Source organism: Brevundimonas sp. (assembly GCF_030682035.1).
Taxonomy (GTDB): Bacteria; Pseudomonadota; Alphaproteobacteria; order Caulobacterales; family Caulobacteraceae; genus Brevundimonas.
On sequence record NZ_JAUXQZ010000016.1, the window covers coordinates 61,851 to 82,369 of the forward strand.

Annotated in this window: 26 protein-coding genes; 16 read left to right on the top strand and 10 right to left on the bottom strand. The window is 68.2% G+C overall.

Annotation, left to right across the window (positions count from 1 at the left end):
* The first annotated feature begins 56 nt into the window (after window positions 1-56).
* On the top strand, window positions 57-992 hold the full coding sequence (locus Q8K49_RS03345; RefSeq protein ID WP_305304060.1) for a hypothetical protein: 936 nt from the start codon (window positions 57-59) through the stop codon (window positions 990-992).
* On the opposite strand, the gene Q8K49_RS03350 is transcribed toward Q8K49_RS03345, so the two are convergent.
* Window positions 989-1,366, bottom strand: coding sequence for a hypothetical protein (locus tag Q8K49_RS03350; RefSeq protein WP_305304061.1), 378 nt, complete (start codon window positions 1,364-1,366; stop codon window positions 989-991). The two genes, Q8K49_RS03345 and Q8K49_RS03350, sit on opposite strands and share 4 nt — an antisense overlap.
* A gap of 128 nt (window positions 1,367-1,494) precedes the next feature.
* Here Q8K49_RS03350 and Q8K49_RS03355 point away from each other — a divergent pair, with 128 nt between their 5' ends.
* Together Q8K49_RS03355 and Q8K49_RS03360 are read left to right on the top strand one after the other, a co-directional pair.
* Window positions 1,495-2,160, top strand: coding sequence for a dihydrofolate reductase family protein (locus Q8K49_RS03355; protein WP_305304063.1), 666 nt, complete (start codon window positions 1,495-1,497; stop codon window positions 2,158-2,160).
* Between the two features lie 2 nt (window positions 2,161-2,162).
* Entirely contained in the window at window positions 2,163-2,822 is a 660-nt protein-coding gene (locus Q8K49_RS03360; RefSeq protein ID WP_305304064.1) for a glutathione S-transferase family protein, read from the top strand.
* Between the two features lie 109 nt (window positions 2,823-2,931).
* On the opposite strand, the gene Q8K49_RS03365 is transcribed toward Q8K49_RS03360, so the two are convergent.
* Both Q8K49_RS03365 and Q8K49_RS03370 read right to left on the bottom strand, forming a co-directional pair.
* Window positions 2,932-3,168: a zinc-finger domain-containing protein gene (locus tag Q8K49_RS03365; RefSeq protein ID WP_305304196.1), complete on the bottom strand. Its 237-nt coding sequence runs from the start codon at window positions 3,166-3,168 to the stop codon at window positions 2,932-2,934.
* A gap of 63 nt (window positions 3,169-3,231) precedes the next feature.
* Complete coding sequence (locus tag Q8K49_RS03370) at window positions 3,232-3,486, bottom strand: hypothetical protein (protein WP_305304065.1); 255 nt, start codon at window positions 3,484-3,486, stop codon at window positions 3,232-3,234.
* Window positions 3,487-3,651: 165 nt separating this feature from the next.
* Between Q8K49_RS03370 and Q8K49_RS03375 the strand changes: the two genes are divergently transcribed.
* Window positions 3,652-4,626: an ABC transporter ATP-binding protein gene (locus tag Q8K49_RS03375; RefSeq protein WP_305304067.1), complete on the top strand. Its 975-nt coding sequence runs from the start codon at window positions 3,652-3,654 to the stop codon at window positions 4,624-4,626.
* Window positions 4,627-4,714: 88 nt separating this feature from the next.
* Here Q8K49_RS03375 and Q8K49_RS03380 read toward each other — a convergent pair whose 3' ends face one another.
* Genes Q8K49_RS03380 through Q8K49_RS03390 form a run of 3 tightly spaced genes read right to left on the bottom strand, consistent with a single transcriptional unit; the run spans window position 4,715 to window position 7,141 of the window.
* Entirely contained in the window at window positions 4,715-5,089 is a 375-nt protein-coding gene (locus tag Q8K49_RS03380) for a Tat pathway signal protein (protein ID WP_305304068.1), read from the bottom strand.
* Between the two features lie 34 nt (window positions 5,090-5,123).
* Window positions 5,124-6,116 carry a biotin synthase BioB gene (bioB, locus tag Q8K49_RS03385; protein ID WP_305304069.1) on the bottom strand — a complete coding sequence of 331 codons (993 nt, stop codon included), beginning with the start codon at window positions 6,114-6,116 and terminating at the stop codon, window positions 5,124-5,126.
* A 38-nt stretch (window positions 6,117-6,154) separates the two neighbouring features.
* The gene (locus tag Q8K49_RS03390; protein ID WP_370867722.1) at window positions 6,155-7,141 is read right to left on the bottom strand and encodes an aspartyl protease family protein; all 987 of its coding nucleotides are present in this window, start codon (window positions 7,139-7,141) and stop codon (window positions 6,155-6,157) included.
* Between the two features lie 84 nt (window positions 7,142-7,225).
* Between Q8K49_RS03390 and ahcY the strand changes: the two genes are divergently transcribed.
* The 4 genes from ahcY (at window position 7,226) to Q8K49_RS03410 (ending at window position 10,362) form a co-directional block, all read left to right on the top strand.
* Complete coding sequence (gene ahcY, locus Q8K49_RS03395) at window positions 7,226-8,617, top strand: adenosylhomocysteinase (protein WP_305304071.1); 1,392 nt, start codon at window positions 7,226-7,228, stop codon at window positions 8,615-8,617.
* 44 nt (window positions 8,618-8,661) lie between these two features.
* Window positions 8,662-9,513 carry a M12 family metallopeptidase gene (locus Q8K49_RS03400; RefSeq protein WP_305304073.1) on the top strand — a complete coding sequence of 284 codons (852 nt, stop codon included), beginning with the start codon at window positions 8,662-8,664 and terminating at the stop codon, window positions 9,511-9,513.
* A 65-nt stretch (window positions 9,514-9,578) separates the two neighbouring features.
* The gene (locus Q8K49_RS03405) at window positions 9,579-9,785 is read left to right on the top strand and encodes a twin transmembrane helix small protein (RefSeq protein WP_305304074.1); all 207 of its coding nucleotides are present in this window, start codon (window positions 9,579-9,581) and stop codon (window positions 9,783-9,785) included.
* Window positions 9,786-9,789: 4 nt separating this feature from the next.
* Complete coding sequence (locus tag Q8K49_RS03410) at window positions 9,790-10,362, top strand: cob(I)yrinic acid a,c-diamide adenosyltransferase (protein WP_305304075.1); 573 nt, start codon at window positions 9,790-9,792, stop codon at window positions 10,360-10,362.
* Window positions 10,363-10,365: 3 nt separating this feature from the next.
* On the opposite strand, the gene Q8K49_RS03415 is transcribed toward Q8K49_RS03410, so the two are convergent.
* Window positions 10,366-10,698: a hypothetical protein gene (locus Q8K49_RS03415; RefSeq protein WP_305304076.1), complete on the bottom strand. Its 333-nt coding sequence runs from the start codon at window positions 10,696-10,698 to the stop codon at window positions 10,366-10,368.
* Between the two features lie 122 nt (window positions 10,699-10,820).
* Here Q8K49_RS03415 and Q8K49_RS03420 point away from each other — a divergent pair, with 122 nt between their 5' ends.
* The 8 genes from Q8K49_RS03420 (at window position 10,821) to arfB (ending at window position 17,629) form a co-directional block, all read left to right on the top strand.
* A complete protein-coding gene (locus Q8K49_RS03420) occupies window positions 10,821-11,585 on the top strand; it encodes an electron transfer flavoprotein subunit beta/FixA family protein (RefSeq protein WP_305304078.1) in 765 nt (254 codons plus the stop codon).
* The gene (locus tag Q8K49_RS03425; protein ID WP_305304079.1) at window positions 11,585-12,514 is read left to right on the top strand and encodes an electron transfer flavoprotein subunit alpha/FixB family protein; all 930 of its coding nucleotides are present in this window, start codon (window positions 11,585-11,587) and stop codon (window positions 12,512-12,514) included. The genes Q8K49_RS03420 and Q8K49_RS03425 overlap by 1 nt, the downstream gene beginning before the upstream one ends.
* Window positions 12,515-12,833: 319 nt before the next feature.
* Window positions 12,834-13,352: a hypothetical protein gene (locus Q8K49_RS03430; protein WP_305304081.1), complete on the top strand. Its 519-nt coding sequence runs from the start codon at window positions 12,834-12,836 to the stop codon at window positions 13,350-13,352.
* A 74-nt stretch (window positions 13,353-13,426) separates the two neighbouring features.
* Entirely contained in the window at window positions 13,427-13,705 is a 279-nt protein-coding gene (locus Q8K49_RS03435; RefSeq protein WP_305304082.1) for a DUF167 family protein, read from the top strand.
* Window positions 13,706-13,797: 92 nt separating this feature from the next.
* A complete protein-coding gene (locus tag Q8K49_RS03440; RefSeq protein ID WP_305304084.1) occupies window positions 13,798-15,285 on the top strand; it encodes an amidohydrolase in 1,488 nt (495 codons plus the stop codon).
* A complete protein-coding gene (locus Q8K49_RS03445; RefSeq protein ID WP_305304085.1) occupies window positions 15,285-16,634 on the top strand; it encodes an amidohydrolase family protein in 1,350 nt (449 codons plus the stop codon). Before Q8K49_RS03440 ends, Q8K49_RS03445 begins: the two co-directional genes overlap by 1 nt.
* 108 nt (window positions 16,635-16,742) lie before the next feature.
* Window positions 16,743-17,228: a YaiI/YqxD family protein gene (locus Q8K49_RS03450; RefSeq protein ID WP_305304087.1), complete on the top strand. Its 486-nt coding sequence runs from the start codon at window positions 16,743-16,745 to the stop codon at window positions 17,226-17,228.
* Window positions 17,225-17,629 carry an alternative ribosome rescue aminoacyl-tRNA hydrolase ArfB gene (arfB, locus tag Q8K49_RS03455; RefSeq protein ID WP_305304089.1) on the top strand — a complete coding sequence of 135 codons (405 nt, stop codon included), beginning with the start codon at window positions 17,225-17,227 and terminating at the stop codon, window positions 17,627-17,629. Before Q8K49_RS03450 ends, arfB begins: the two co-directional genes overlap by 4 nt.
* 4 nt (window positions 17,630-17,633) lie before the next feature.
* Here arfB and Q8K49_RS03460 read toward each other — a convergent pair whose 3' ends face one another.
* From Q8K49_RS03460 to Q8K49_RS03470, 3 genes are read right to left on the bottom strand one after another with little or no spacing between them, the layout of a single operon-like run.
* Window positions 17,634-18,095, bottom strand: coding sequence for a hypothetical protein (locus tag Q8K49_RS03460; RefSeq protein WP_305304090.1), 462 nt, complete (start codon window positions 18,093-18,095; stop codon window positions 17,634-17,636).
* 23 nt (window positions 18,096-18,118) lie between these two features.
* Window positions 18,119-19,714 carry a 2-polyprenylphenol 6-hydroxylase gene (ubiB, locus tag Q8K49_RS03465; RefSeq protein WP_305304091.1) on the bottom strand — a complete coding sequence of 532 codons (1,596 nt, stop codon included), beginning with the start codon at window positions 19,712-19,714 and terminating at the stop codon, window positions 18,119-18,121.
* A complete protein-coding gene (locus Q8K49_RS03470) occupies window positions 19,702-20,478 on the bottom strand; it encodes a class I SAM-dependent methyltransferase (protein WP_305304092.1) in 777 nt (258 codons plus the stop codon). The genes ubiB and Q8K49_RS03470 overlap by 13 nt, the downstream gene beginning before the upstream one ends.
* Between the last annotated feature and the right edge of the window lie 41 nt (window positions 20,479-20,519).

Here is a 20,519-nt window from a genome sequence, read left to right on the forward strand (position 1 = left end):
CACCTTGGCTCCCCTCCGCGTTTGATGTAGCGCGCCTGATCCGCGCGGGAGTTTCGATGCCCACCGACACTGACAAGAAGCTCAACGGCACGCCCGAGCCCTTCCGTCGCCCCGTGGTCTGGGGTCGGTCGCCCGCGACCGTGTTCCGCGCGGGACCGCTGCCGAGGGGCGGCGGTCTGCCCCCCCTGCCGGACCCGCCCCGCAGGCAGATGTCGCCGGGGATCCTGACGGGCTCAATGATCCCGCGCGCCGCTCCGGCTTCCGCACAGGCACAGGCTCAGGCTGCCATCCCGTCGATGGCGCGAGCGCCCCAACCGCGTGAAGAACCGGCGTCGCCGTCCATTCCCGCCGCCGCGGTCCCGACGCCCGACCTGACGGTCCGTCCCCTGCCGTTGGCAGAGCCGGAACCGGTTCGCACCCCGGAGCCCGCTCGCTCTCCCGCGCCGCCCGACCGCACGCCGGTTCAACCGGTCGCCGTCGCGGCGAAAGCCGCCGCGAATCCGCCCGTCAGCAAATCGCCCGGCCGAGCCCCGCTCTATGCCGGGATCGCGCTTGCCGCCGTGACCGTCCTCGCCCTGGGCGGCTGGATCTGGACCCGACCGCCGGTCGAGACGCCCGCGCCGACCGTTGCAGCCGCGCCGGCGCCCGCCGTCCCGGCCACGGAAGTTGTCGTGCCGGAGAGCCCGCCGACTCCGGTCCCCGTCATTGACGCCGCCGCCGAGGCGCCCGCGCCCGCTCCCGCCCCTGTGGTCGCCGCGCCGCCCGCCAGACCGACCTCAACCGCAGCGGCCCCGGCGCGGACGCCGCCGCCCTCGACAGCCCGGCCCGCGTCTCCGGCGCCCGAGGTCGTCGCCCCGCCGCCGGCGGCCACCACCGCGCCGCTGATCGAGATTGTCCCCGCACCGGTCCCCGCCCCGCCCCCGACCGCGGCCGAGAGTCTCCCGACTGACCCCGATGCGCCTATTGCGACGCGACCCCAGCCTATCGGCTAGCGGATGGCGACGTAGCCGCGCTCGACCATGCGGCGCAGGCCCTCATAGGCCTCGGCCAGTTCTTCATAGGCGGAACGGGCGGAAGCCAGTCGCGCGATCTGATCGGGGGTCGACGGTGCGCCCGATTCCGACTGGCGCAGACCTTCGGAAACCCATTTGGCGCGCGCCGTGGCCGTCAGCACGGCCAGCTTCTGGAACATGGACGCGTCCAGCTTCGGCAGCATCTGGCCGATGACCTCACGGTTGGCGACGAAGGTCGAATAGTCGATCTGCTCCAGCAGACCGCGCAGCCGCCGCTGCTCCTGCGGATCGATGTCCTGGGGCTCGAAATGGTCGCGCTGGCGGCGATAGCTGGAGGTCTGGATGGTCGACATCGAACCGTTCCGTAATGACGTTGAACGGAGGGTGCGCCTCGTCGATTAACGGGGGGTTGCGTCCTGTCGCCGGAAGTTGAGACTTGGGCGAAGGCCCGCGCGTGGGGTCGGCTTGAGGAGATGTCGTCATGACCGGCAAGGTGCGCGTCGATTGCTTCGCCGTCTCGGTCGACGGATTCGGCGCGGGACCTGACCAGAGCCTTGACCATCCCCTCGGCCTGGGCGGCGAGGGCCTGCACCGCTGGTTCTTTCCGACCCGGACCTGTCGGGCGAATTTCGGCCAGACCGGGGGAGAGGAGGGGGTCGACGACGATTTCGGCCGGCGCGGCATGGAGGGTCTGGGGGCGTGGATCCTGGGCCGCAACATGTTCGGGCCGATCCGGGGCGACTGGCCCGACGACGCCTGGAAGGGCTGGTGGGGCGAGAAGCCGCCCTATCACGTTCCCGTCCTCGTTCTGACACACCACGCCCGCGATCCGATCGAGATGGAGGGCGGCACGGTCTTCCACTTCGAGACCGGGGGGATCGAGGCGGCGCTGGAAAAGGCCCGGACGCTGGCCGGCGACAAGGACATCCGCGTCGGCGGCGGAGCCGAAACGATCCGGCAGTACCTGCGGGCCGGGCAGATCGATGAGATGCATGTGGCGATCTCGCCCGTGCTGCTGGGGCGGGGCGAACCACTGTGGGCGGGGCTGGACCTGCCGGCGCTCGGCTACGAGGTGATCGAGAGCACGGCGGGCGAACGCGCGACCCACCTGCGCATCGGCCGTCGGGCCGACCGGACGAAGGACTGACCATGTCGCTGATACTGTGGTCCCACCCCTACGCCGCCTACGGCCAGAAGGCGTCCATCGCCCTTTATGAACTCGGCCTTCCGTTTAAGCTGAAACTGGTCGAGGGCGCGAACGAGGCGGTCATGGCCGAGTTCCGCGCCCTGTCGCCGTTCGGCAAGATGCCGACGCTGGTGGACACGGCGACCGGCGAGACCCTCTACGAGTCCAGCATCGTCATCGAGCATCTCGACCGGCGGGCCGGCGGCGGTCGGCTGATCCCCGCCGACCCGGGGGCGGCGCTGGAGGCGCGGTTGGTCGATCGGATGGTGGACACCTATGCCGGCGGCCCGATGAACCGCATCATCCCGCGGAAATTCCGCCCGGCCGGGAATGAAGACCCATTTGGCGACGCCCAGGACGCGGCCGTTCTCGCCGGCGCCTGGGACTGGCTGGAAGGACGGCTGGCCGACGGGCGGACCTGGGGTGCGGGCGAGACCTTCACCCTGGCCGACTGCTGCGCGGCGCCGATCCTGACCTATGCTCGCCGGCTGGTTCCGTTCGGCGACCGGCCGAGGCTTCGGGCCTGGCACAGCCGCCTGATGGCGCGACCGTCCTTCGTTCGCGCTCTGGAAGACGCCGCCCCGTTCGGCGACCTGATGCCTGCGCCGCCCGCCGAGGACTAGACCATGTTTGCTTCAGGTCGAATCGACCTGAACCCAGAAAATGGTCCAGCATCACACTGGAGCGAAATCTGAGCCATGGCGGACTGCGTCCACCAAGACCGATTTCGCTCTAGTGAGCCTCGGGCGGCCGCGCGGCCGGGCTGAGGTATTCGTTCTCGGGCTTCGGATGGGCGCTCAGCACGAAGCGGCGGTCGCAATAGGCGCATTCGACGAAATCGTCCCCGCCCATGTCCATATAGACCAGCGGATGTCCCAAGGCTCCGCCGCCGTCGCAGGCCACGCGTTTGGTCGGGACCACGATGGCTTCCGGCGGGGGGATGATCGCATCGGCGTAGCGCGGCGGCATGGGCGACCCTGACTTGGTGGCGGCGGACAACGGCCGACTCCCTAGAAGGACGAACCCCCGGCGTCAAACCGTCCGGGGCTTGCGGCGGAAGACCCGGTCGAACAGGGCCTTGCGCTTGCGGAACAGCGACCAGCCGAGGCAGCCGGCGGCGACCCACAGGCCGATCTCGCCGATCACCGCGGCCGGGCCGCCGATCAGGATCGACTCCCGCATGGTGATCTCCCCCATCCGGTTCAGGACGACCACGGCGGTGAAGGCCCCGTAGCCCAACAGACAGAAGGCGAATGCTGTCCAGCCGATCATCTTGGTCCGGTTCATCACTTTCACTCCGTCAAGCGAACTGTTCATAATGACAAGCGTCCTAGACATTATGCCCCGCTATGTCAAGCGTCATTGACATGGCCGGGCGGCGTCGGCGTCGGCCGCCCTTGGCGACGACGGGCCGCGCGCCTACCTAGACCGGTCACCGCCCGAAAGCCGCCGATGCCTGAAGCCGCCGCCATGCCCATCAACGCCATCGAGGTCCGGGGGCTGGAAAAGACCTATGCGGGTTCGAAGAAGGCGCCGCCCAAGGTCGCCCTGCGCGGCGTCGATCTGGTTATTCCCCGCGGTTCCATGTTCGGCCTGCTGGGTCCCAACGGCGCGGGCAAGTCGACCCTGATCAACATCCTCGCCGGGGTGGTCAACAAGACCGGCGGCACGGCCGCCGTCTGGGGCCGCGACATCGACAAACAGCCGCGCGACGCCCGCGCGGCGCTGGGCGTGGTGCCGCAGGAGATCGTCGCCGACGTCTTCTTCACCCCGCGTGAGGCGCTGGAGGTCCAGGCCGGCTTCTACGGCGTGCCCGCGAACGAGCGGCGCTCGGATGAGCTGCTCGCCGCACTGGGCCTCTCTGACAAGGCCCACGCCTATGTCCGCGCCCTGTCCGGAGGCATGAAGCGCCGGCTGATGGTGGCCAAGGCGCTGGTGCACAATCCGCCCATCCTGATCCTCGACGAGCCGACCGCCGGGGTCGACGTCGAGCTGCGCCGCCAGCTTTGGGAATACGTCCGCCGTCTCAACGCCGAGGGCGTGACCATCCTGCTGACCACCCACTACCTCGAGGAGGCGCAGGAGCTCTGCGACACCATCGCCATCATGAACCGTGGCGAGGTCGTGGCCTGCGAGCCCACGCCGCAGCTGCTGCGCCGGCTGGACACGCGAAATGTGGTGGTGACCCCCGAGGGCGCCCTGAAGGCCCTGCCCAAACTCAAGGGCTTCGAGGCCGTCGCCCGCCCCAACGGCGCCTTCGCCGTCACCTATAAAAAGGGCCAGTCCTCGGTGGAACAGGTGCTGGCCGCCGTCCGCGCCGCCGGTGTCACCATCGCCGACATCGTCACCGAGGATCCCGATCTGGAGGACGTTTTCCTGGCGCTGACCTATGGGGACGCGAGCCAGGTCAGTCCGACCAAGGACTGATGGTGTCGTCCGTGTCGCTGTTGTCGATAATGTCCCGGGTCGTTGTCGAGGTTGTCTTGGTCGAATTGTATTGGCCGCCTGACCACCCTTAGACGACCATCACCGTCCCGATGAGCAGCCGCGCCCCGGCCCGGCCCATCACTGTATTGGTCGCCGCCTGCAGCTGGGCGACCAGCCGTTCGACGTCGGGCGCGGTTCCCGGCAGCAGCACACTGGCAGACTGCTGGACCACCGCCGCATAGGCGGCGCGCAGGCGCGGGGCCGACTGGGCGACCCGGGTGCGCAGGGCGGCGTCGGGGGTGTCGATCCCGGTCTCGACCGTCATCACGCCCAGCCGTCCGCCGGGTCGCCTGACATTGGCGGTGATGGTCGGCAGGCGCAGATAGCTGGCCTGCGCCGAGCCGCCGCCCTCGCTGGTCTTGAGCGGTTGGGTCTTCAATCCGAGAAGGGCGCGACGATCCATACGCCGAGGCTAGCGCGCGGCGCTTAAGGCCGGGTTACGCCGCCGCCTCGACCGCCGCCGGCTCCATCGGCCTGAGGTCCAGCAGGGCGAACAGAGCGGCGTCCTCGTCCTGTTCCGGATTGGGCGTGGTCAGCAGCTTGCCGCCGACAAAGATGGAATTGGCCCCTGCGAGGAAGCACAGGGCCTGCATTTCGGCGCTCATGGTCTCGCGCCCGGCCGACAGGCGGACCATGGCCTTCGGACAGACAATCCGCGCCACCGCGACGGTGCGGACGAATTCGATCGGGTCGATCTGGCCCTCCCGCTTCACCCGCTCGCCCAGCGGCGTCCCCGTGACGGGCACCAGCGCATTGACGGGCAGGCTGTCGGGATGGACAGGCAGGGTCGCCAGCGCATGCAGCAGGCTGGCCCGGTCGCGCCGCGCCTCGCCCATGCCGACGATGCCGCCGCAGCAGGTGGCCATTCCGGCGTCGCGCACGTGCTGAAGGGTGTCGAGCCGATCCTTATAGGTCCGCGTGGTGACGACCTGGGCGTAGTACTCAGGGCCGGTGTCGAGGTTGTGGTTGTAGTAGTCCAGCCCTGCCGCCTTCAGCTGCCTCGCCTGATCGGCGGTCAGCATGCCCAGCGTGGCGCAGGTCTCCAGCCCCAGCGCCTTCACCCCCGCGATCATGTTCGCCAGTTTCGGCGTGTCGCGGTCCTTCAGCTCGCGCCAGGCCGCCCCCATGCAGAAGCGCGAGGCGCCGCCCGCCTTCGCCGCCATGGCCTCGGCGATGACCACCGTGGCGTCCATCAGCTTTTCGGCCTTCAGCCCGGTGTTGAAACTGGCCGATTGCGAGCAGTAGCCGCAGTTCTCGGCGCAGCCGCCGGTCTTGATCGACAGCAGCTGGCTCTTCTGCACCTCGGACGGATCGAACCACGTGCGGTGCACGGTGGCGGCGTCATAGACCAGTTCCATGAAGGGCCGGGCGAAGAGGTCCTCGACCTCGTCGAGGGTCCAGTCGTGGCGAGGGAGAGCGGGATCGGTCATAAGGCGCTGTTTAGGCTCTCCGCCACGCCCCGAAAAGGTCAGATCTGGAGGCTCAGCTCGTTGCGCTTGAGATCGATGTGGACGACATCGAACAGCCGGAGGATGTCGAGCCCGATGATGATCGCCGGCTGATCCGCGAGTCCCCAGATCTCGAAGCTGTGGAAATCGCCCACCGCCACCGGCAGGCCGGAGATGGATATGCCGGCGAAGCGCAGCGACGGCAGGGACATCGCCTCTCCGGTCGTCGCCTCGCCGGTGGGGCTCTGGATCCGCCTTCGGCGCTGTCCGTCCGCGGGGACCAAAGGGGTGGCGCGACCCGTCCGGGCTGCGGCGCGATTCAGGATGGTGCCCTCGGCGCCCGAGTCGATGACGGCGATCGCGGCATCGCCGCCGATCCAGGCTGGTATCATCAGCAGATTGCCGAACCGCCGTTCCCCTGCGACGACCTGCGGAGTCTCGGAGGACATTCTGTCGAGAAAATTCCTCGCCGGAGCGTTGGACCGCGCGATGCGGACGCGCTGGGTCCCGCGAAAATTCAGGATCACCTTGCTGTCCACCAGAAGATCGCAGCCCAGCAGGCCGTCCAGGCCCGCGATCGCCGATCGCAGCCCGACCGCCAGGCGGAGGAAGCGGACGTCGAGCGCGCCGCTTTCCAGGCGCATGGCGCGGACGGCGGGCACGACTTCCCGCCCGATCAGCGTATGCATCCCGATCTCGCCGATGGATTCGAGCTGCAGACGCTCCGAGAGATCGCTGGAGATGACCGAGGCGTTGGCGGCCGTATCGACCACGAACTGGAACGGGCCCTGATCATTCAGGAAGACCGGGACCGTCGCGCGACCGCGTCGCTGACCTTCCGAACCAATCGCTTCCTGCTGGGCGAAGGCCGGAACAGGGCCGACCGCGATGCTCGCGCCGCCAGCTACCAACATGCGTCTCGTTACCATTCCCCCCCCGATCATCCAGAGAGGGATCAAGCCTTCGATCCACACCCTTGGCAAGGGCGCGTCGCCTCCGTGAGACATAAGGATATCCTTATATGTTTCTTGCTCCTTTGCGCTGCGCCGTCTATTAGGCGCGCGAACAATCGACCGGAAAGCGCCCTGCCCATGACCGACTACATCGTCCGCGACATCTCGCTTGCCCCGTTCGGCAACAAGGAAATCGCCATCGCCGAGACCGAAATGCCCGGCCTGATGGCCTTGCGCGAAGAGTTCGGCCCACAACAGATCCTCAAGGGCGCCCGCATTGCCGGCTCGCTGCACATGACGATCCAGACCGCCGTTCTGATCCAGACGCTGGAGGCCCTCGGCGCCGACGTCCGCTGGGCATCGTGCAACATCTTCTCGACCCAGGACCACGCCGCGGCCGCCATCGCCGCCAACGGCACCCCGGTGTTCGCCACCAAGGGCGAGACGCTGGAAGAATACTGGGACTATGCCCACAAGATCTTCGAATGGGCTGACGGCGGCTATCCGAACCTGATCCTGGACGACGGCGGCGACGCGACCCTGCTGTGCGTGCTCGGCCCCAAGGCGGAGAAGGACGGCACCCTGCTGGACAACCCGCAGAACGAGGAAGAGGAAGCCCTCTACAAGGTGATGAAGCGCTATATCGCCGAGAAGCCCGGCTTCTATTCGGCCATCCGCGACGCCATCGGCGGCGTGTCGGAAGAAACCACCACCGGCGTGCACCGCCTGTACGAAATGGCCAAGAAGGGCGACCTGCCGTTCCCCGCCATCAACGTCAACGACAGCGTCACCAAGTCCAAGTTCGACAACCTGTACGGCTGCCGGGAATCGCTGGTCGACGCGATCCGTCGCGGCACCGACGTCATGCTGTCGGGCAAGGTCGCCGTGGTCTGCGGCTACGGCGACGTGGGCAAGGGCTCGGCCGCGTCGCTGCGCCAGGGCGGCGCGCGGGTGAAGGTCACCGAGGTCGATCCGATCTGCGCCCTGCAGGCGGCGATGGAAGGCTATGAGGTCGTCACGGTCGAGGACGTGGCCGGCGAGGCCGACATCTTCGTCACCGCGACGGGCAACAAGGACGTCCTGACCGTCGACCACATGCGGGCGATGAAGAACAACGCCATCGTCTGCAATATCGGCCACTTCGACAGTGAGATTCAGGTCGCGGGCCTGAAGAATTTCAAGTGGGACGAGATCAAGCCGCAGGTGCACCACATCGAGTTCCCCGACGGCAAGAAGATCATCCTGCTGTCGGAAGGCCGGCTGGTGAACCTGGGCAATGCGACGGGCCACCCCTCGTTCGTGATGAGCGCCAGCTTCACCAACCAGACGCTGGCCCAGATCGAGCTGTGGACCAACGCCAAATCCTACGAGAATCAGGTTTACACCCTGCCCAAGCATCTCGACGAGAAGGTCGCCATGCTGCACCTGGGCAAGCTGGGCGCGAAGCTGACGACGCTTTCGAAGGAGCAGGCCGATTATATCTCGGTCCCGACCGAGGGCCCGTTCAAGCCGGACCACTACCGCTACTAGGCCACGGCCTGATAGCCTTTCCCGGCATGGCGCCGGGAGAGAGAATGATCAGGACCAGGGGGCGTCGGTTCACGGGCCTCGCTGCGCTCGCAGCCATGCTGGCGTTGGCGGCGCCGACCAGCGCGGGCGTGATACAGCGGAGCACCGGCTTGTGGCCTGACGGGCAGGTTCGCTACAGCTTTGGTCCCGGCGTCACCGCCGCGGACCAGGCGGCGGTCCGGCTAGCTATGCAGTCCTGGACCACGGCCGGCGCACCGGTCCGCTTTGTGGCTGCGACCTCAGGCCCCCGACTGATCGTGCTGCGTCACCAGTCCGCCGACGGCGCGAACCGCTGCCGCGCGACGGTCGGGCGCGGAGCGATTGACCGGCCGCCTCCAAGAGGCGCCCTCGAGCAATCGGCCGGACACGGAGCCCCGCCAACCGCCCGGGGCTTTCTCATCCTGAGCGGACACTGCCGTCATCGGGTTCTGGTGCACGAGATCGGGCATGTACTGGGCCTTGACCATGAGCATGAGCGCAGCGACCGCTCCGCCTGGCTCACGGTCCGCCGCCTGCCCCCGCCCGCCGGAACCGGACCCGTCGCCCTCGCCGAGCGCGAAACCCTGTGGCGGCGCAACTATGTCGTCCGTTTCGCTATACCCGCTCCGGCCCCCCGCGCCCCGACGGGCGGGGTCGGGATGACGCCGCGGGTCCTGTTCACCCGACAGTACGACGCCTGTTCGGTCATGCACTACCTTGAGGACCCGACCCATCGTCGGCGCGGGGTGGCTCTGGCCTTCACCCCCGCCGCGCGGGCCGAGGCGGAGCGACGGAACTGTTTCCTTGGCGGGTCGGGCGGCCGGATATCCTCACTCGACGTCGCTGTCCTGACGCAGGCCTACGCCGTCGGCCGTTGACGGACTTTCCTGTCTGCGGCGCCGCCGCACTGGCCTCGCCCCGCGACCGCGCCTAGATTGCCGCCATGGGCGACATCATCAACATCCTCATCCTCATTGCGATCCTGGCGGTGACCGTCACCCTGGGGTTCGGCATCTATTCCCTGCACAAGGGCGGCGACCAGGACCGCTCGCGTTCCAACAAGCTGATGCGGTTGAGGGTGGGGCTACAGGCCGTGGCGATCGTGCTGCTGTGCGTCGGCATGTGGTGGAAATCCACGCACGGGAGCTGAGCCGGTGGTGGTCCTGAACCGCATCTATACCAAGACCGGCGACGGCGGTCAGACGCGGCTGGCGTCCGGCGCGACGGTGTCCAAGAGCGACCGGCGGGTCGAGGCCTACGGGGCCGTGGACGAACTGAACAGCATTCTCGGGGTCGCGCGACTGCATTCCGGCCAGAACGACCGCATCGACGCCATGCTGGGGCGGATTCAGAACGAGCTGTTCGACCTCGGCGCCGACCTGGCCACACCGCTCGATCCCGCGCCGAAATGGGAGGCCCTGCGTATCATCGACAGCCAGGTCGAACGGCTGGAGACCGAAATCGACTGGATGAACGAGAGCCTCAAGGAGCTGGACAGCTTCATCCTGCCCGGCGGTTCAGCCCTGTCGGCCCACCTGCATCTGGCCCGCACCGTCGCGCGCCGGGCCGAGCGCGAGGCCGTGCGGCTGATCGAAGCCGGCGAGGCGGTGACGCCGGCGGCGATCCGCTACCTGAACCGGCTGTCCGACCATCTGTTCGTCGCCGCCCGCCGGGCCAACGCCAACGGCGCCGACGACGTAAAATGGAAGCCGGGCGCGACGCGCTAAGCCCTACTGCGCCGCCAGGGCCGCGCGCTGGCGGTCGGCGTCGGCGTCACGCGCCCGCTGCTGGGCGGCCAGCGAATCCTCTATCGCCACCAGTTCGCGGTTCTTCTCGGCCGAGACGGCGGCGCGTTCGCCGGGATTCGGCCGGCCCGTGATCTCGGCGATGGAGATGGGCTGGGCGCAGATGCGGGTCTCGGCGTCCCACCATTTGCCACCGTCCTCGCAGCGGTCGCCCGGCGCCACGACGAGGTTCTCATAGGCGAACATCCCGGCCATCAGCACGGCGAAGATCGACAGGAACAGGACGCTGAGCCGTTTCATGGTCAGGAGGCGATGCATGGGGGCGTTCCGAGGCTGGGCGAGGCGGATGATCCGGTCCGTTGACGCGGCGTTACGTTGACAGGCCGGGTGAGGCGTACCATTCCCTCACCCAACATTCCGGCGCTTTCGTGGATAGCACAATGAAGGTTCTCGTCCCCGTCAAACGGGTGATCGACTACAACGTCAAGGCTCGCGTCAAGGCGGACCAGACCGGCGTTGATCTCGCCAACGTCAAGATGAGCATGAATCCCTTCGACGAGATCGCCGTCGAGGAAGCCGTCCGCATGAAGGAGGGCAAGGAGCATCACGCCGCCGGGACCGTGACCGAGATCGTGGTCGTCTCCATCGGCGTGACCCAGGCCCAGGAGACCATCCGCACCGCCCTGGCCATGGGCGCCGACCGGGGTCTGCTGATCCAGTCCGACGCCGACCTCGAGCCGCTGGCGGTGGCCAAGCTGCTGAAGGCCGTGGTCGACGAGGAGATGCCGGATCTGGTCCTGCTGGGCAAGCAGTCGATCGACGGCGACAACAATGCGGTCGGCCAGATGCTGGCCGCCCTGCTGGACTGGCCTCAGGCCACCTTCGCCGGCAAGATCGTCATCGGCGGCGGCAAGGCGACCGTGACGCGTGAGGTCGACGGCGGCCTGCAGACCCTGTCGGCGACCCTGCCGGCCGTGGTCTCGGTCGATTTGCGGCTGAACACGCCGCGTTACGCCTCCCTGCCCAACATCATGAAGGCCAAGAAGAAGGAGATCGCGGTCAAGGCGGTCGCCGACTATGGCGTCGACACGGCCCCGCGTCTGAAGGTGGTCAAGGTCACGGCTCCGCCGCAGCGCTCGGCGGGCATCAAGGTGGCCGACGCCGCCGAACTGGTTGCGAAACTGAAGACCGCGGGGGTCCTGTAATGGCCGTTCTGGTTATAGCCGACCGCGACGGCGAGACCGTCCGCGACACCACCCACAAGACCGTCACCGCCGCCCTGAAGCTGTCGGGCGACGTGGACGTGCTGGTCATCGGTCAGGGTTCGAAGGCCGCCGCAGACGCCGCCGCCAGGATCGCCGGCGTGCGCAAGGTGCTGCTGGCCGAAAGCGCCGGTCTGGGTCATCAGCTGGCCGAAGCGGTCGAGGCGACCGTGACCGGCCTCGCCGGCGGTTACGACGCCATCCTTTCGCCGGCCACCACCGACGGCAAGAATTTCATGCCGCGCATCGCCGCGAAACTGGATGTCGCCCCGATCTCGGACATCATCGAGGTGGTATCCAACGACACCTTCGTGCGGCCGATCTACGCCGGCAATGCGCTGGAGACGATCCAGTCCGGCGACGCCAAGAAGGTCATCACCGTGCGCCCGACCAGTTTCGACGCCGCGGCTGAAGGCGGCTCGGCATCGGTCGAAACCGTGCCGGGCGCGGAAGGGGGCAAGGCGGCCTTCGTCAGCGAGGAGATGGTCAAGTCGGATCGCCCGGAACTGGGTGCCGCGAAGATCGTCGTCTCGGGCGGCCGGGCGCTGGGGTCGGCCGAGGAGTTCCACGCCGTCATGGACCCGCTGGCCGATCGGCTGGGGGCGGCTGTGGGGGCTTCGCGCGCCGCCGTGGACGCCGGCTATGCGCCCAACGACTATCAGGTCGGCCAGACCGGCAAGGTCGTCGCCCCGGCCCTCTACATCGCCATCGGCATCTCGGGCGCCATCCAGCATCTGGCCGGGATGAAGGACTCCAAGATCATCGTCGCCATCAACAAGGACGCCGACGCCCCGATCTTCCAGGTCGCGGACTATGGCATTGTCGGGGATTACAAGACGGTGGTGCCCGAGTTGATGAAGGCGCTGGGGTAGGGTTCGGCGCCTTGTCATCCCGGACGCCGCAAAGCGGCGATCCGGGACGCTGGCGCGCACAGACCTGATCCTCCCGGAAGCTGCGTCAGCAGCTGCGCGACGGTCACCCGTCTGCCGGATAACCGCTTCGCGATTTCCGGAGGCCCCGGTTTTGGGGGCGATCCGTCCCGGATCGCCGCTTTGCGGCGTCCGGGATGACAAGTGCGCAACGCCTTTGGGCCCGCGCCCCTTTCATGGGAGGGAGCCAAAGGCCAAGCCCACCATTGGTTGGAAGCCGAGCGATTCACGATCTACAGTGCCAGCGTGCTAGCTTGCCCCAATGCCAGTCACTGTATTTGAGAACACGACGGCGGAGTCTTTGAGTTTTTTGCTCGAGCCCGACGGCGAGCGATACGAGGTGCCGACTCTCGCCAGGATCGGCGTACGATATTCGTTCGAGAACGGAGCAGTGGACCGCACGTTTTCCGACGTCGGTGAAAAAGGCATTCGGTTCTGGTGCGATGCCAAGAAGCGAGAAGTAGAAGTTGTTCACCCAACGCCATTCGATCTCCTGTTATGGGACATGTGCGTCAGGCTCGGATTCTGCGGCGGGTTGGTGAACGGCAATCCCACGCATGTGAAAGACCTCCTGCCTGAGGTCGGGGTTGTCACAGCCGAGGAGTTCGCCAAGCTGGCAATCAACGCTGAATGCGATGTGCAAAGTCCACCAGATCAGCAGGCTCGCTGGGTCGCACTATTGAGCACCGCGTTCATTGAACGCATGGGAGCGTCATGGGTCTTCGCTGAGGCCTTGGTTCAGAATTTCGCTCAACCGTTCGATGGCCCACCAGAAGGTTGAAGTCCGCCACAGACCGAAAGTGGCCTCGCGAGTACAGCATTGAAATCCTGCCGCCTGTTTGATCTTCCACCGCCATGGTCCGTCTCCCCATCCGCCTGACCCCCGGCGCTTCCGCCGGCCGCATCGACGGCTGGGACGTCGACGCTGAAGGCCGCCTCGTACTCAAGGTCCGCGTCCGCGCCCGGCCCATCAAGGGCGAGGCCAATGAGGCGCTCGTGGAGCTGCTCGCCAAGGCGCTCAGCGTGCCGAAATCCGCTGTGGCCATCCAGCGCGGCGGCCAGTCACGGACCAAGATTCTGGTGATCGAGGGTCTGTCCGAAGACGAAGCGAAAAGTCGCCTTACCGGTTTGTAATGTTTCCGGCTTTGACGGATCGCGCCGGACCCTTTTGTAATCCGCTCCGACCTGCGCCCCTGCTTCGACCGGGCGCATCAGGGGAGCGTTCGATGAGACTTCACGCCTTGCGGGGCTCCAGCCTCGCCACCGTCGCCTGCGTGCTGGCGGGTTCACTGGTCCTGTCGGCCTGCGCCACCACCGGCGGCGACGACAAGCCGGCGGACTCGACCGACGGGGCGCGCCAACCGATGGCGCGCGGTCTCGACCAGGCCGCTAACCCCGATCCCTTCCCCTCGACCTATCGCGGCCTGCCGCGCGAGAACATGGCCATCGTCGGCGGCACGGTCTTCACCGGCGCGGGCCAGAAGATCGAGAACGGCGTGGTCATCGTCACCGACGGCAAGGTGGCCGCGGTCGGCGACGCCTCGACCCCGGTCCCCGGCGGCTATCGCGTGGTTGACGCGCGCGGCCGGTTCGTGACGCCGGGCATCATCGACGTGCACAGCCACCTCGGCGTCTATCCCTCGCCCGGCGTGTCGGGGATGAGCGACGGCAATGAGGCGACCAATCCGAACACCGCCCAGGTCTGGGCCGAGCATTCCATCTGGCCCCAGGACCCCGGCTTCAACGCCGCCCGCGCCGGCGGGGTGACCACCCTCCAGATCCTGCCCGGCTCGGCCAATCTGTTTGGCGGCCGCTCCGTGACGGTCCGCAACGTCCCCTCGGTGACTATGCAGGGGATGAAATTCCCGGGCGCGCCCTACGGCGTGAAGATGGCCTGCGGCGAGAACCCCAGCCGCGTCTATGGGGGCCGCAACACTTCGCCCGCGACCGGCATGGGCAATGTCGCCGGCTATCGCGCCGCCTTCATCGCCGCGCGCGAATACAAGGCCAAATGGGACAAGTGGCGCGACGACGGCGAGGGATCGCCCCCGACCCGCAACCTGCAGCTCGAGACCCTGGCCGGCGTGCTTGACGGCACGGTGCTGGTCCAGAACCACTGCTACCGCGCCGACGAAATGGCGGTGATGATCGATATCGCCAATGAGTTCGGCTACGAGATCACGGCCTTCCACCACGCCGTCGAGGCCTACAAGGTCGCGCCGCTGCTGGCCCGCGAGGGCATCTGCGCCGACATGTGGACCGGCTGGTGGGGCTTCAAGATGGAGGCGCTTGACGCCGTCGAGGCCAACGCCGCCCTCGTCGATGCGCCCGCCGGCTCCTGCGCCGTCATCCACTCCGACGACGCCGAACTGACCCAGCGGCTGAACCAGGAGGCCGCCGCCGCCCTGGCCGCCGGCCGCCGCATCGGCATGAATATCTCCGAGGAGCGGGCGATCAGCTGGATCACCCTCAATGCGGCCCGTTCGATCGGCATCGCCGACCAGACCGGCTCGCTCGAGTCCGGCAAGCGCGCCGACGTCGTGATCTGGAGCGCCAATCCGTTCAGCGTCTATGCCCGTGCCGATCAGGTCTTCATCGACGGGGCCCTGACCTTCGACCGGATGAACCCGGCCTATCAGCCGCTGTCCGACTTTGAACTGGGCCAGCCGGGCTTCGGCCTGTCGGCCGCCGCCATCCCGCAGGGAGCCCGCTGATGCGCCTCAGGACCCTTATCCTCGGCGCCGCCTGCGCCGTCGCGTTGTCGAGCCCCGCCTTCGCCCAGTCCCTGACCGCCATCACCGGCGGCCGGGTGCTGACCGGAACCTCGGTGATCGAGAACGGCGTGGTGGTGATCCAGAACGGCCGGGTCGTCTCGGTCGGGACCGGCGCCGCCCCTGCCGGCGCCCGCATCATCGACGCGCGCGGCAAGGTCGTTTCGCCCGGCTTCGTTGCGGTCGACAGCGGTCTCGGCGGCTCGGAAATTTCCTCGGTCGAAGGGGCGAACGACCTGACCAATGGCGCCAATACCGTCAGCGCCTCGTTCGACGTCAGCTACGGCCTCGACCCGTGGTCCTTCACCCTGCCGGTGGCGCGTCTCGGCGGCATCACCCGCGCCATTGTGGTTCCCAACCATCCGGGCGGCGGCGGCGGCAATCACCAGGACGACTCGGACTTCGCCGGCGTCGGCGCCGGCGGCCTGCAATCGCCGGGCCTGTTCGCCGGCCAGGCGGCCGTCATCCATCTGGCCCAGGGCAATGACATCCTGGTCCGGCCCCGGGTGGCCATGGTCGCCCCCTTCGGAGAGGCCGGAGCCGGCATCGCCGGCGGCGCCCGCGGGGCCCAGTTCACCCAGTTCAAGGAAACCTTGGCCGAGGTCCGCCTCTATGCCCGCAACAAGGCGGCCTATGACCGCGCCGGCCTGCGCGACCTGAGCCTATCACGCGCCGATCTGGAGGCCCTGATCCCGGTGGCTGACGGCTCGATGCCGCTGATCGTCACCGTCCACCGTGCCGCCGACATCCAGCAGGTCCTGCGCCTCGCCCGCGAGGAAGGTCTCAAGCTTATCCTCGACGGGGCCGAGGAAGGCTGGATCGTCGCCGACCAGATCGCCGCCGCCAATGTGCCCGTGCTGCTCAATCCCATCGCCAACCTGCCGGGCAACCTCGAAATGCGCGGCGTGCGGATGGAGAATGCGGCCGCGCTGGACGCCGCCGGGGTGCTGATCGCCATCAAGGGCAATGAGGGCTCGATCCACCGCGCCCGCGAAACCCGCTACAACGCCGGCAACGCCGTTTCGCACGGCCTGCCCTATGACGCCGCCATCGAGGCGATCACGGTCAATCCGGCCCGCATCTTCGGCATGGCCGGCCAGTTCGGCGAGCTGCGCGCCGGGGCGGCGGCCGATGTGGTGGTCTGGTCCGGCGATCCGCTGGAGCCGCTCAGCATCGCCGAGACCATCTTCATCGGCGGCGCCGAACAGGCCCCGACCAGCCGCCAGTTCCTGCTCCGCGACCGCTATGCGTCCGGCGGCGAAGGGGCGATGCCGCCGGCTTACAGCCGATAGGGTGTGGGGTGTGGGGAAAGGCGGGTAGGTTTCACGGACAACAGGCTCGGGGTAATGAGCGGCGTGTCTTCCTAGCCCCCACACCCTAACCCCACACCACACACCCCCATGACCGCGCCCGCTTCCCCCCGCCTCTTCATCGACGCCGACGCCTGTCCGGTGAAGGACGAGGTCTATCGCGTGGCGGCGCGCTATGGTCTGCATGTGTTCGTGGTCTCCAACAGCTGGATCAACACCCCGCGCGAACAATGGATTGAGCAGGTCGTCGTCGACGCCGGGCCCGACCTCGCCGACGACTGGATCGCCGAGCGGGCGGGGCCGGGCGACATCATCATTACCGCCGATATTCCCCTGGCTGACCGCTGCCTGAAGGCGGGAGCCCAGGCGCTGAAGTCCAACGGCCAGCCCTTCACCCCGGATTCCATCGGGTCGGCCCTGGCCGGACGGATGGTGGGCGAGCACCTGCGCTCGATGGGCGTCGCCACCTCGGGGCCGCCGCCGTTCGGGCCGAAGGACCGCTCGGCCTTCCTGCAGGCGCTGGATCAGGCGGTGGTGCGGGCCAGGCGGGTCATTCCGGCGGGGTCGGGGCGGTGACCGTCATTCCCGAGAGCGAGCTGGAGTTCCATTTCTACCGCGCCGGCGGGCCGGGCGGCCAGAACGTCAACAAGGTCTCGACCGCGGTGCAGATGCGGTTCGACGCCCGCAACTCGCCCTCCCTGACGGAGGCTGTCCGGGCGCGGCTGATGAAGCTGGCGGGCAGCCGGCTGACGCTGGACGGGATCATCCTGATCACCGCCGTCCGCCATCGCACCCAGGAACGAAATCGCTCCGACGCCATCGAACGGTTGCAGGGGTTGGTCGACAAGGCCTCGGTCGCCCCGGTCTATCGCGTGCCGACCAAACCGACGCGGGCCTCGAAGGAGCGCCGGCTGGAGGGCAAGGCCAAACGATCGACGATCAAGAGCCGCCGCGGGCGGCCGGACGGCGAGGACTGAGACCCTATTCCGCCGGGCGGAACAGCAGGGCGGCGACCTTGTCCGCCTCTGTGAAGCCGATCACCCACTGCGTCGCCGCATTGGAGAAGGTGACGGCGAACAGGTCCGCGCCGTTCTGGGCGCCGACGAAGTCCACCGCCTGCACCGGACCGAATCCCGCGATCAAGGGCTGGATGGCGGTTTCCTGCTCGCGAACCTTGGCGGCCAGATCGTCGGTCATCAGCGAATAGTCAATCGTTCCGGCCTGGGCCCCGGCGATGATCTCCCGCAGCACCTCTTCCGACCTGGGATTGGCCGGAGCCTGGACAGCGGGGACGGCGGGCGTCGCGCCTGCGACCGGAACCGCGGCGGCGCGAGGCGCCTGGGCAGGCGCATCGAAACTGTTGGGCAGGGAACCGGCGGCGACCTGGGCCTGGGCGGCGACGGGACCGAACAGAAGGGCGGCGGCGATCAAAAGCGGCTTCATTGTGGGTCGTCTCCAGTACTGGATCAGACGATGCCGGGCCAAAGCGACAGAACAAGGGCGGCCGCGGCCGCGGACATCGCAAGCGTGACACAGACGACCACCCATGCCGGCGTGTGGACCTCGCGGATAACCACCGTCTGCGGCTGCGGGGGGTTCTGGGCCAGCCGGGCCAGCGCCTTCAAGGTCGCACGCAACTCCTCAATGGCGTCGCGGACCTGGGCCTGCGGCCCCAGTTCACGGCGGATCCAGCGTTCGACCACCGGACTGGCCGCGGCCCACAAGTCGTGATCGGGGTTCAGCCGCCGGGCCACCCCCTCGACCGAGACCATGGTCTTCTGCAGCAGGATCAATTCGGGCCGCAGATGCATGTCGAACAGGTCGGTGATCTCGAACAACTGGCCCAGCAGCCGGCCCATCGACACCTGCGACGCGGCCTTGCCGATGACCGGCTCGCCGACCGCGCGCAGGGCCTGGGCGAAGGCCTCGACGGAGTGTTCCGGCGGCACATAGCCGGCCTCGAAATGCACCCGGCTGATGCGGTCGTAGTCGCGGCTGAGGAAGCCCCAGAGGATTTCCGCCAGATAGCGCCGCTCGGCCGGTCCCAGCCGCCCGACGATGCCGAAGTCGATCGCCGTCAGCTCCGCCGGCGCATGGCAGAACAGGTTTCCCTCATGCAGGTCGGCGTGGAAGGTCCCGTGGTCCAGCGCCTGCGTCAGAAAGGCGCGCACGACATTGTCGGCCAGGGCGTTGCGGTCCAACCCCGGCTGGTCGGCGGCGGCCGGATCGGTCATGGCCACGCCCGGCGCCCACTCCAGCGTCAGCACGCGCTTGCCGACGCCGTCCCAGATCACCGCCGGCGCGGTCATATGGCCGCCCGCCAGGACGTCCTTGTCCATAATGTCCTTGAGCTCGGAGGCAGCGGCGGCCTCCAGCCGCATGTCCAGCTCCAGCCGCAGCGTCCGGGCGATGGTCTCGACGAAGGCCGAGGGCTCCAGCCGCCGCGCCAGCGGCACGAAGCGGACCGCGATCCGCGCCCCCAGCCGCATCGAATCCAGCCCTTGGGCGACGCGGCGCTCGACGCCGGGGCGCAGCACCTTGACCGCCACCTTGCGCCCGTCGGCCAGCCAGGCCGGATGGGCCTGGGCGAGCGACGCAGCGGCGACCGGAGGGCCGAAATCGGTGAACAGGGCCTCGACCGGCCGACCCAGCGACCGCTCGACCTCGCGCCGGGCCTGCTCGACCGGGAAGGGTTCCAGCGCGTCCTTCAGCCGGCCCAGATCCCGCGCGAACTCGATGCCGAAGATGTCGGCGCGGGTGGCCAGCACCTGGCCCAATTTGATGGCCACCGGCCCCAGGTGTTCGAACGCCTTGCCCAGGCGCTGACCCGGTCGGCCGTCGCGCGCCGCCTTGCCGCCGAAGACGTGCAGGAGATGCGCCAGCCAGCGGATCCAGACCGGCAGCAGCGGCGTGATCTCGCGCGGGGCGAGGGCGTCGTGGCGCACCAGCACCCAGCCCCAGCCGAGCAACCGCAGGGTCGCATCGACCGGATGCCGCACCGGTTCGGCCAGCGGCGGCGGCGGCGCCGTCTTGTAGTCGGCGGGACTGGTCAGATCGCCCACCCGTGATGGATGGCGGCGACCCCGCCCGACAGATTGGTCACGGTCACGCGGCTGAAGCCCGCATCCTCGATCATGCGTTTGAAGGTCGTCTGGTCCGGGAAGCGGCGGATGCTCTCGACCAGATATTGATAGCTGTCGCGATCGCCCGCCACCCAGCCGCCGATGCGCGGAATGGCGTGGAAGGACCAGGCGTCATAGGCCTTGCGGATCGCCGAGGCCGTGGGCCGCGAAAACTCCAGACAGAGGAACCGCCCGCCGGGTTTCAGCACCCGCCGCGCCTCCCTCAGCGCCTGAGGAATATCGGCGACATTGCGGATGCCGAAGCTGATCGAATAGGCGTCGACCGAGGCGTCGGGCATCGGCAGGGCCATGGCGTCGCCGACCGACCACGACATCTCGGGCTCGCCGCCCTTGTGCACCCCGGCCATGATCATCCCGGCATTGTAGTCCAGCACGATGATCGAGGCGTCGTCACCGCCACGCCGTTCCTGCGCGGCCCGCGCCATCTTCGCATAGCGCCGCGCCATGTCGCCGGTGCCGCCGGCGACGTCGAGGATGGTCTCGCCCGGCCGCGGGTTCAGCTTCGCCGCCGCCGCATCCTTCCAGAGCCGATGCACGCCCCCGCTCATCAGGTCGTTCATCAGGTCATAGCTGGAGGCCACGCTGTCAAACACGCCGCGAACCAGTTGCACCTTCTCGGTCGCGTCCACATCGCGAAAGCCGAAGGATGAGGTCTTGCCGGTCGAGGCGGAGGCGTCGGTCATGGGCGCGGTCTAGCGCGTCGCTGGGCCGCCGTCACCGGGCC

Bases quoted from the DNA above. Each gene is read 5' to 3' on its own strand.
- Q8K49_RS03370 (WP_305304065.1), bottom strand. From the start codon at position 3,486: ATGAACCGGACCAAGATGATCGGCTGGACAGCATTCGCCTTCTGTCTG.
- Q8K49_RS03435 (WP_305304082.1), top strand. From the start codon at position 13,427: ATGGTCCGTCTCCCCATCCGCCTGACCCCCGGCGCTTCCGCCGGCCGC.
- Q8K49_RS03440 (WP_305304084.1), top strand. From the start codon at position 13,798: ATGAGACTTCACGCCTTGCGGGGCTCCAGCCTCGCCACCGTCGCCTGC.
- Q8K49_RS03355 (WP_305304063.1), top strand. From the start codon at position 1,495: ATGACCGGCAAGGTGCGCGTCGATTGCTTCGCCGTCTCGGTCGACGGA.
- Q8K49_RS03400 (WP_305304073.1), top strand. From the start codon at position 8,662: ATGATCAGGACCAGGGGGCGTCGGTTCACGGGCCTCGCTGCGCTCGCA.
- Q8K49_RS03450 (WP_305304087.1), top strand. From the start codon at position 16,743: ATGACCGCGCCCGCTTCCCCCCGCCTCTTCATCGACGCCGACGCCTGT.
- Q8K49_RS03445 (WP_305304085.1), top strand. From the start codon at position 15,285: ATGCGCCTCAGGACCCTTATCCTCGGCGCCGCCTGCGCCGTCGCGTTG.
- Q8K49_RS03380 (WP_305304068.1), bottom strand. From the start codon at position 5,089: ATGGATCGTCGCGCCCTTCTCGGATTGAAGACCCAACCGCTCAAGACC.
- Q8K49_RS03415 (WP_305304076.1), bottom strand. From the start codon at position 10,698: ATGCATCGCCTCCTGACCATGAAACGGCTCAGCGTCCTGTTCCTGTCG.
- Q8K49_RS03360 (WP_305304064.1), top strand. From the start codon at position 2,163: ATGTCGCTGATACTGTGGTCCCACCCCTACGCCGCCTACGGCCAGAAG.
- Q8K49_RS03470 (WP_305304092.1), bottom strand. From the start codon at position 20,478: ATGACCGACGCCTCCGCCTCGACCGGCAAGACCTCATCCTTCGGCTTT.
- Q8K49_RS03365 (WP_305304196.1), bottom strand. From the start codon at position 3,168: ATGCCGCCGCGCTACGCCGATGCGATCATCCCCCCGCCGGAAGCCATC.
- Q8K49_RS03405 (WP_305304074.1), top strand. From the start codon at position 9,579: ATGGGCGACATCATCAACATCCTCATCCTCATTGCGATCCTGGCGGTG.
- Q8K49_RS03390 (WP_370867722.1), bottom strand. From the start codon at position 7,141: ATGTCTCACGGAGGCGACGCGCCCTTGCCAAGGGTGTGGATCGAAGGC.
- Q8K49_RS03430 (WP_305304081.1), top strand. From the start codon at position 12,834: ATGCCAGTCACTGTATTTGAGAACACGACGGCGGAGTCTTTGAGTTTT.
- ahcY (WP_305304071.1), top strand. From the start codon at position 7,226: ATGACCGACTACATCGTCCGCGACATCTCGCTTGCCCCGTTCGGCAAC.
- Q8K49_RS03420 (WP_305304078.1), top strand. From the start codon at position 10,821: ATGAAGGTTCTCGTCCCCGTCAAACGGGTGATCGACTACAACGTCAAG.
- Q8K49_RS03460 (WP_305304090.1), bottom strand. From the start codon at position 18,095: ATGAAGCCGCTTTTGATCGCCGCCGCCCTTCTGTTCGGTCCCGTCGCC.
- Q8K49_RS03350 (WP_305304061.1), bottom strand. From the start codon at position 1,366: ATGTCGACCATCCAGACCTCCAGCTATCGCCGCCAGCGCGACCATTTC.
- bioB (WP_305304069.1), bottom strand. From the start codon at position 6,116: ATGACCGATCCCGCTCTCCCTCGCCACGACTGGACCCTCGACGAGGTC.
- Q8K49_RS03425 (WP_305304079.1), top strand. From the start codon at position 11,585: ATGGCCGTTCTGGTTATAGCCGACCGCGACGGCGAGACCGTCCGCGAC.
- Q8K49_RS03345 (WP_305304060.1), top strand. From the start codon at position 57: ATGCCCACCGACACTGACAAGAAGCTCAACGGCACGCCCGAGCCCTTC.
- Q8K49_RS03375 (WP_305304067.1), top strand. From the start codon at position 3,652: ATGCCTGAAGCCGCCGCCATGCCCATCAACGCCATCGAGGTCCGGGGG.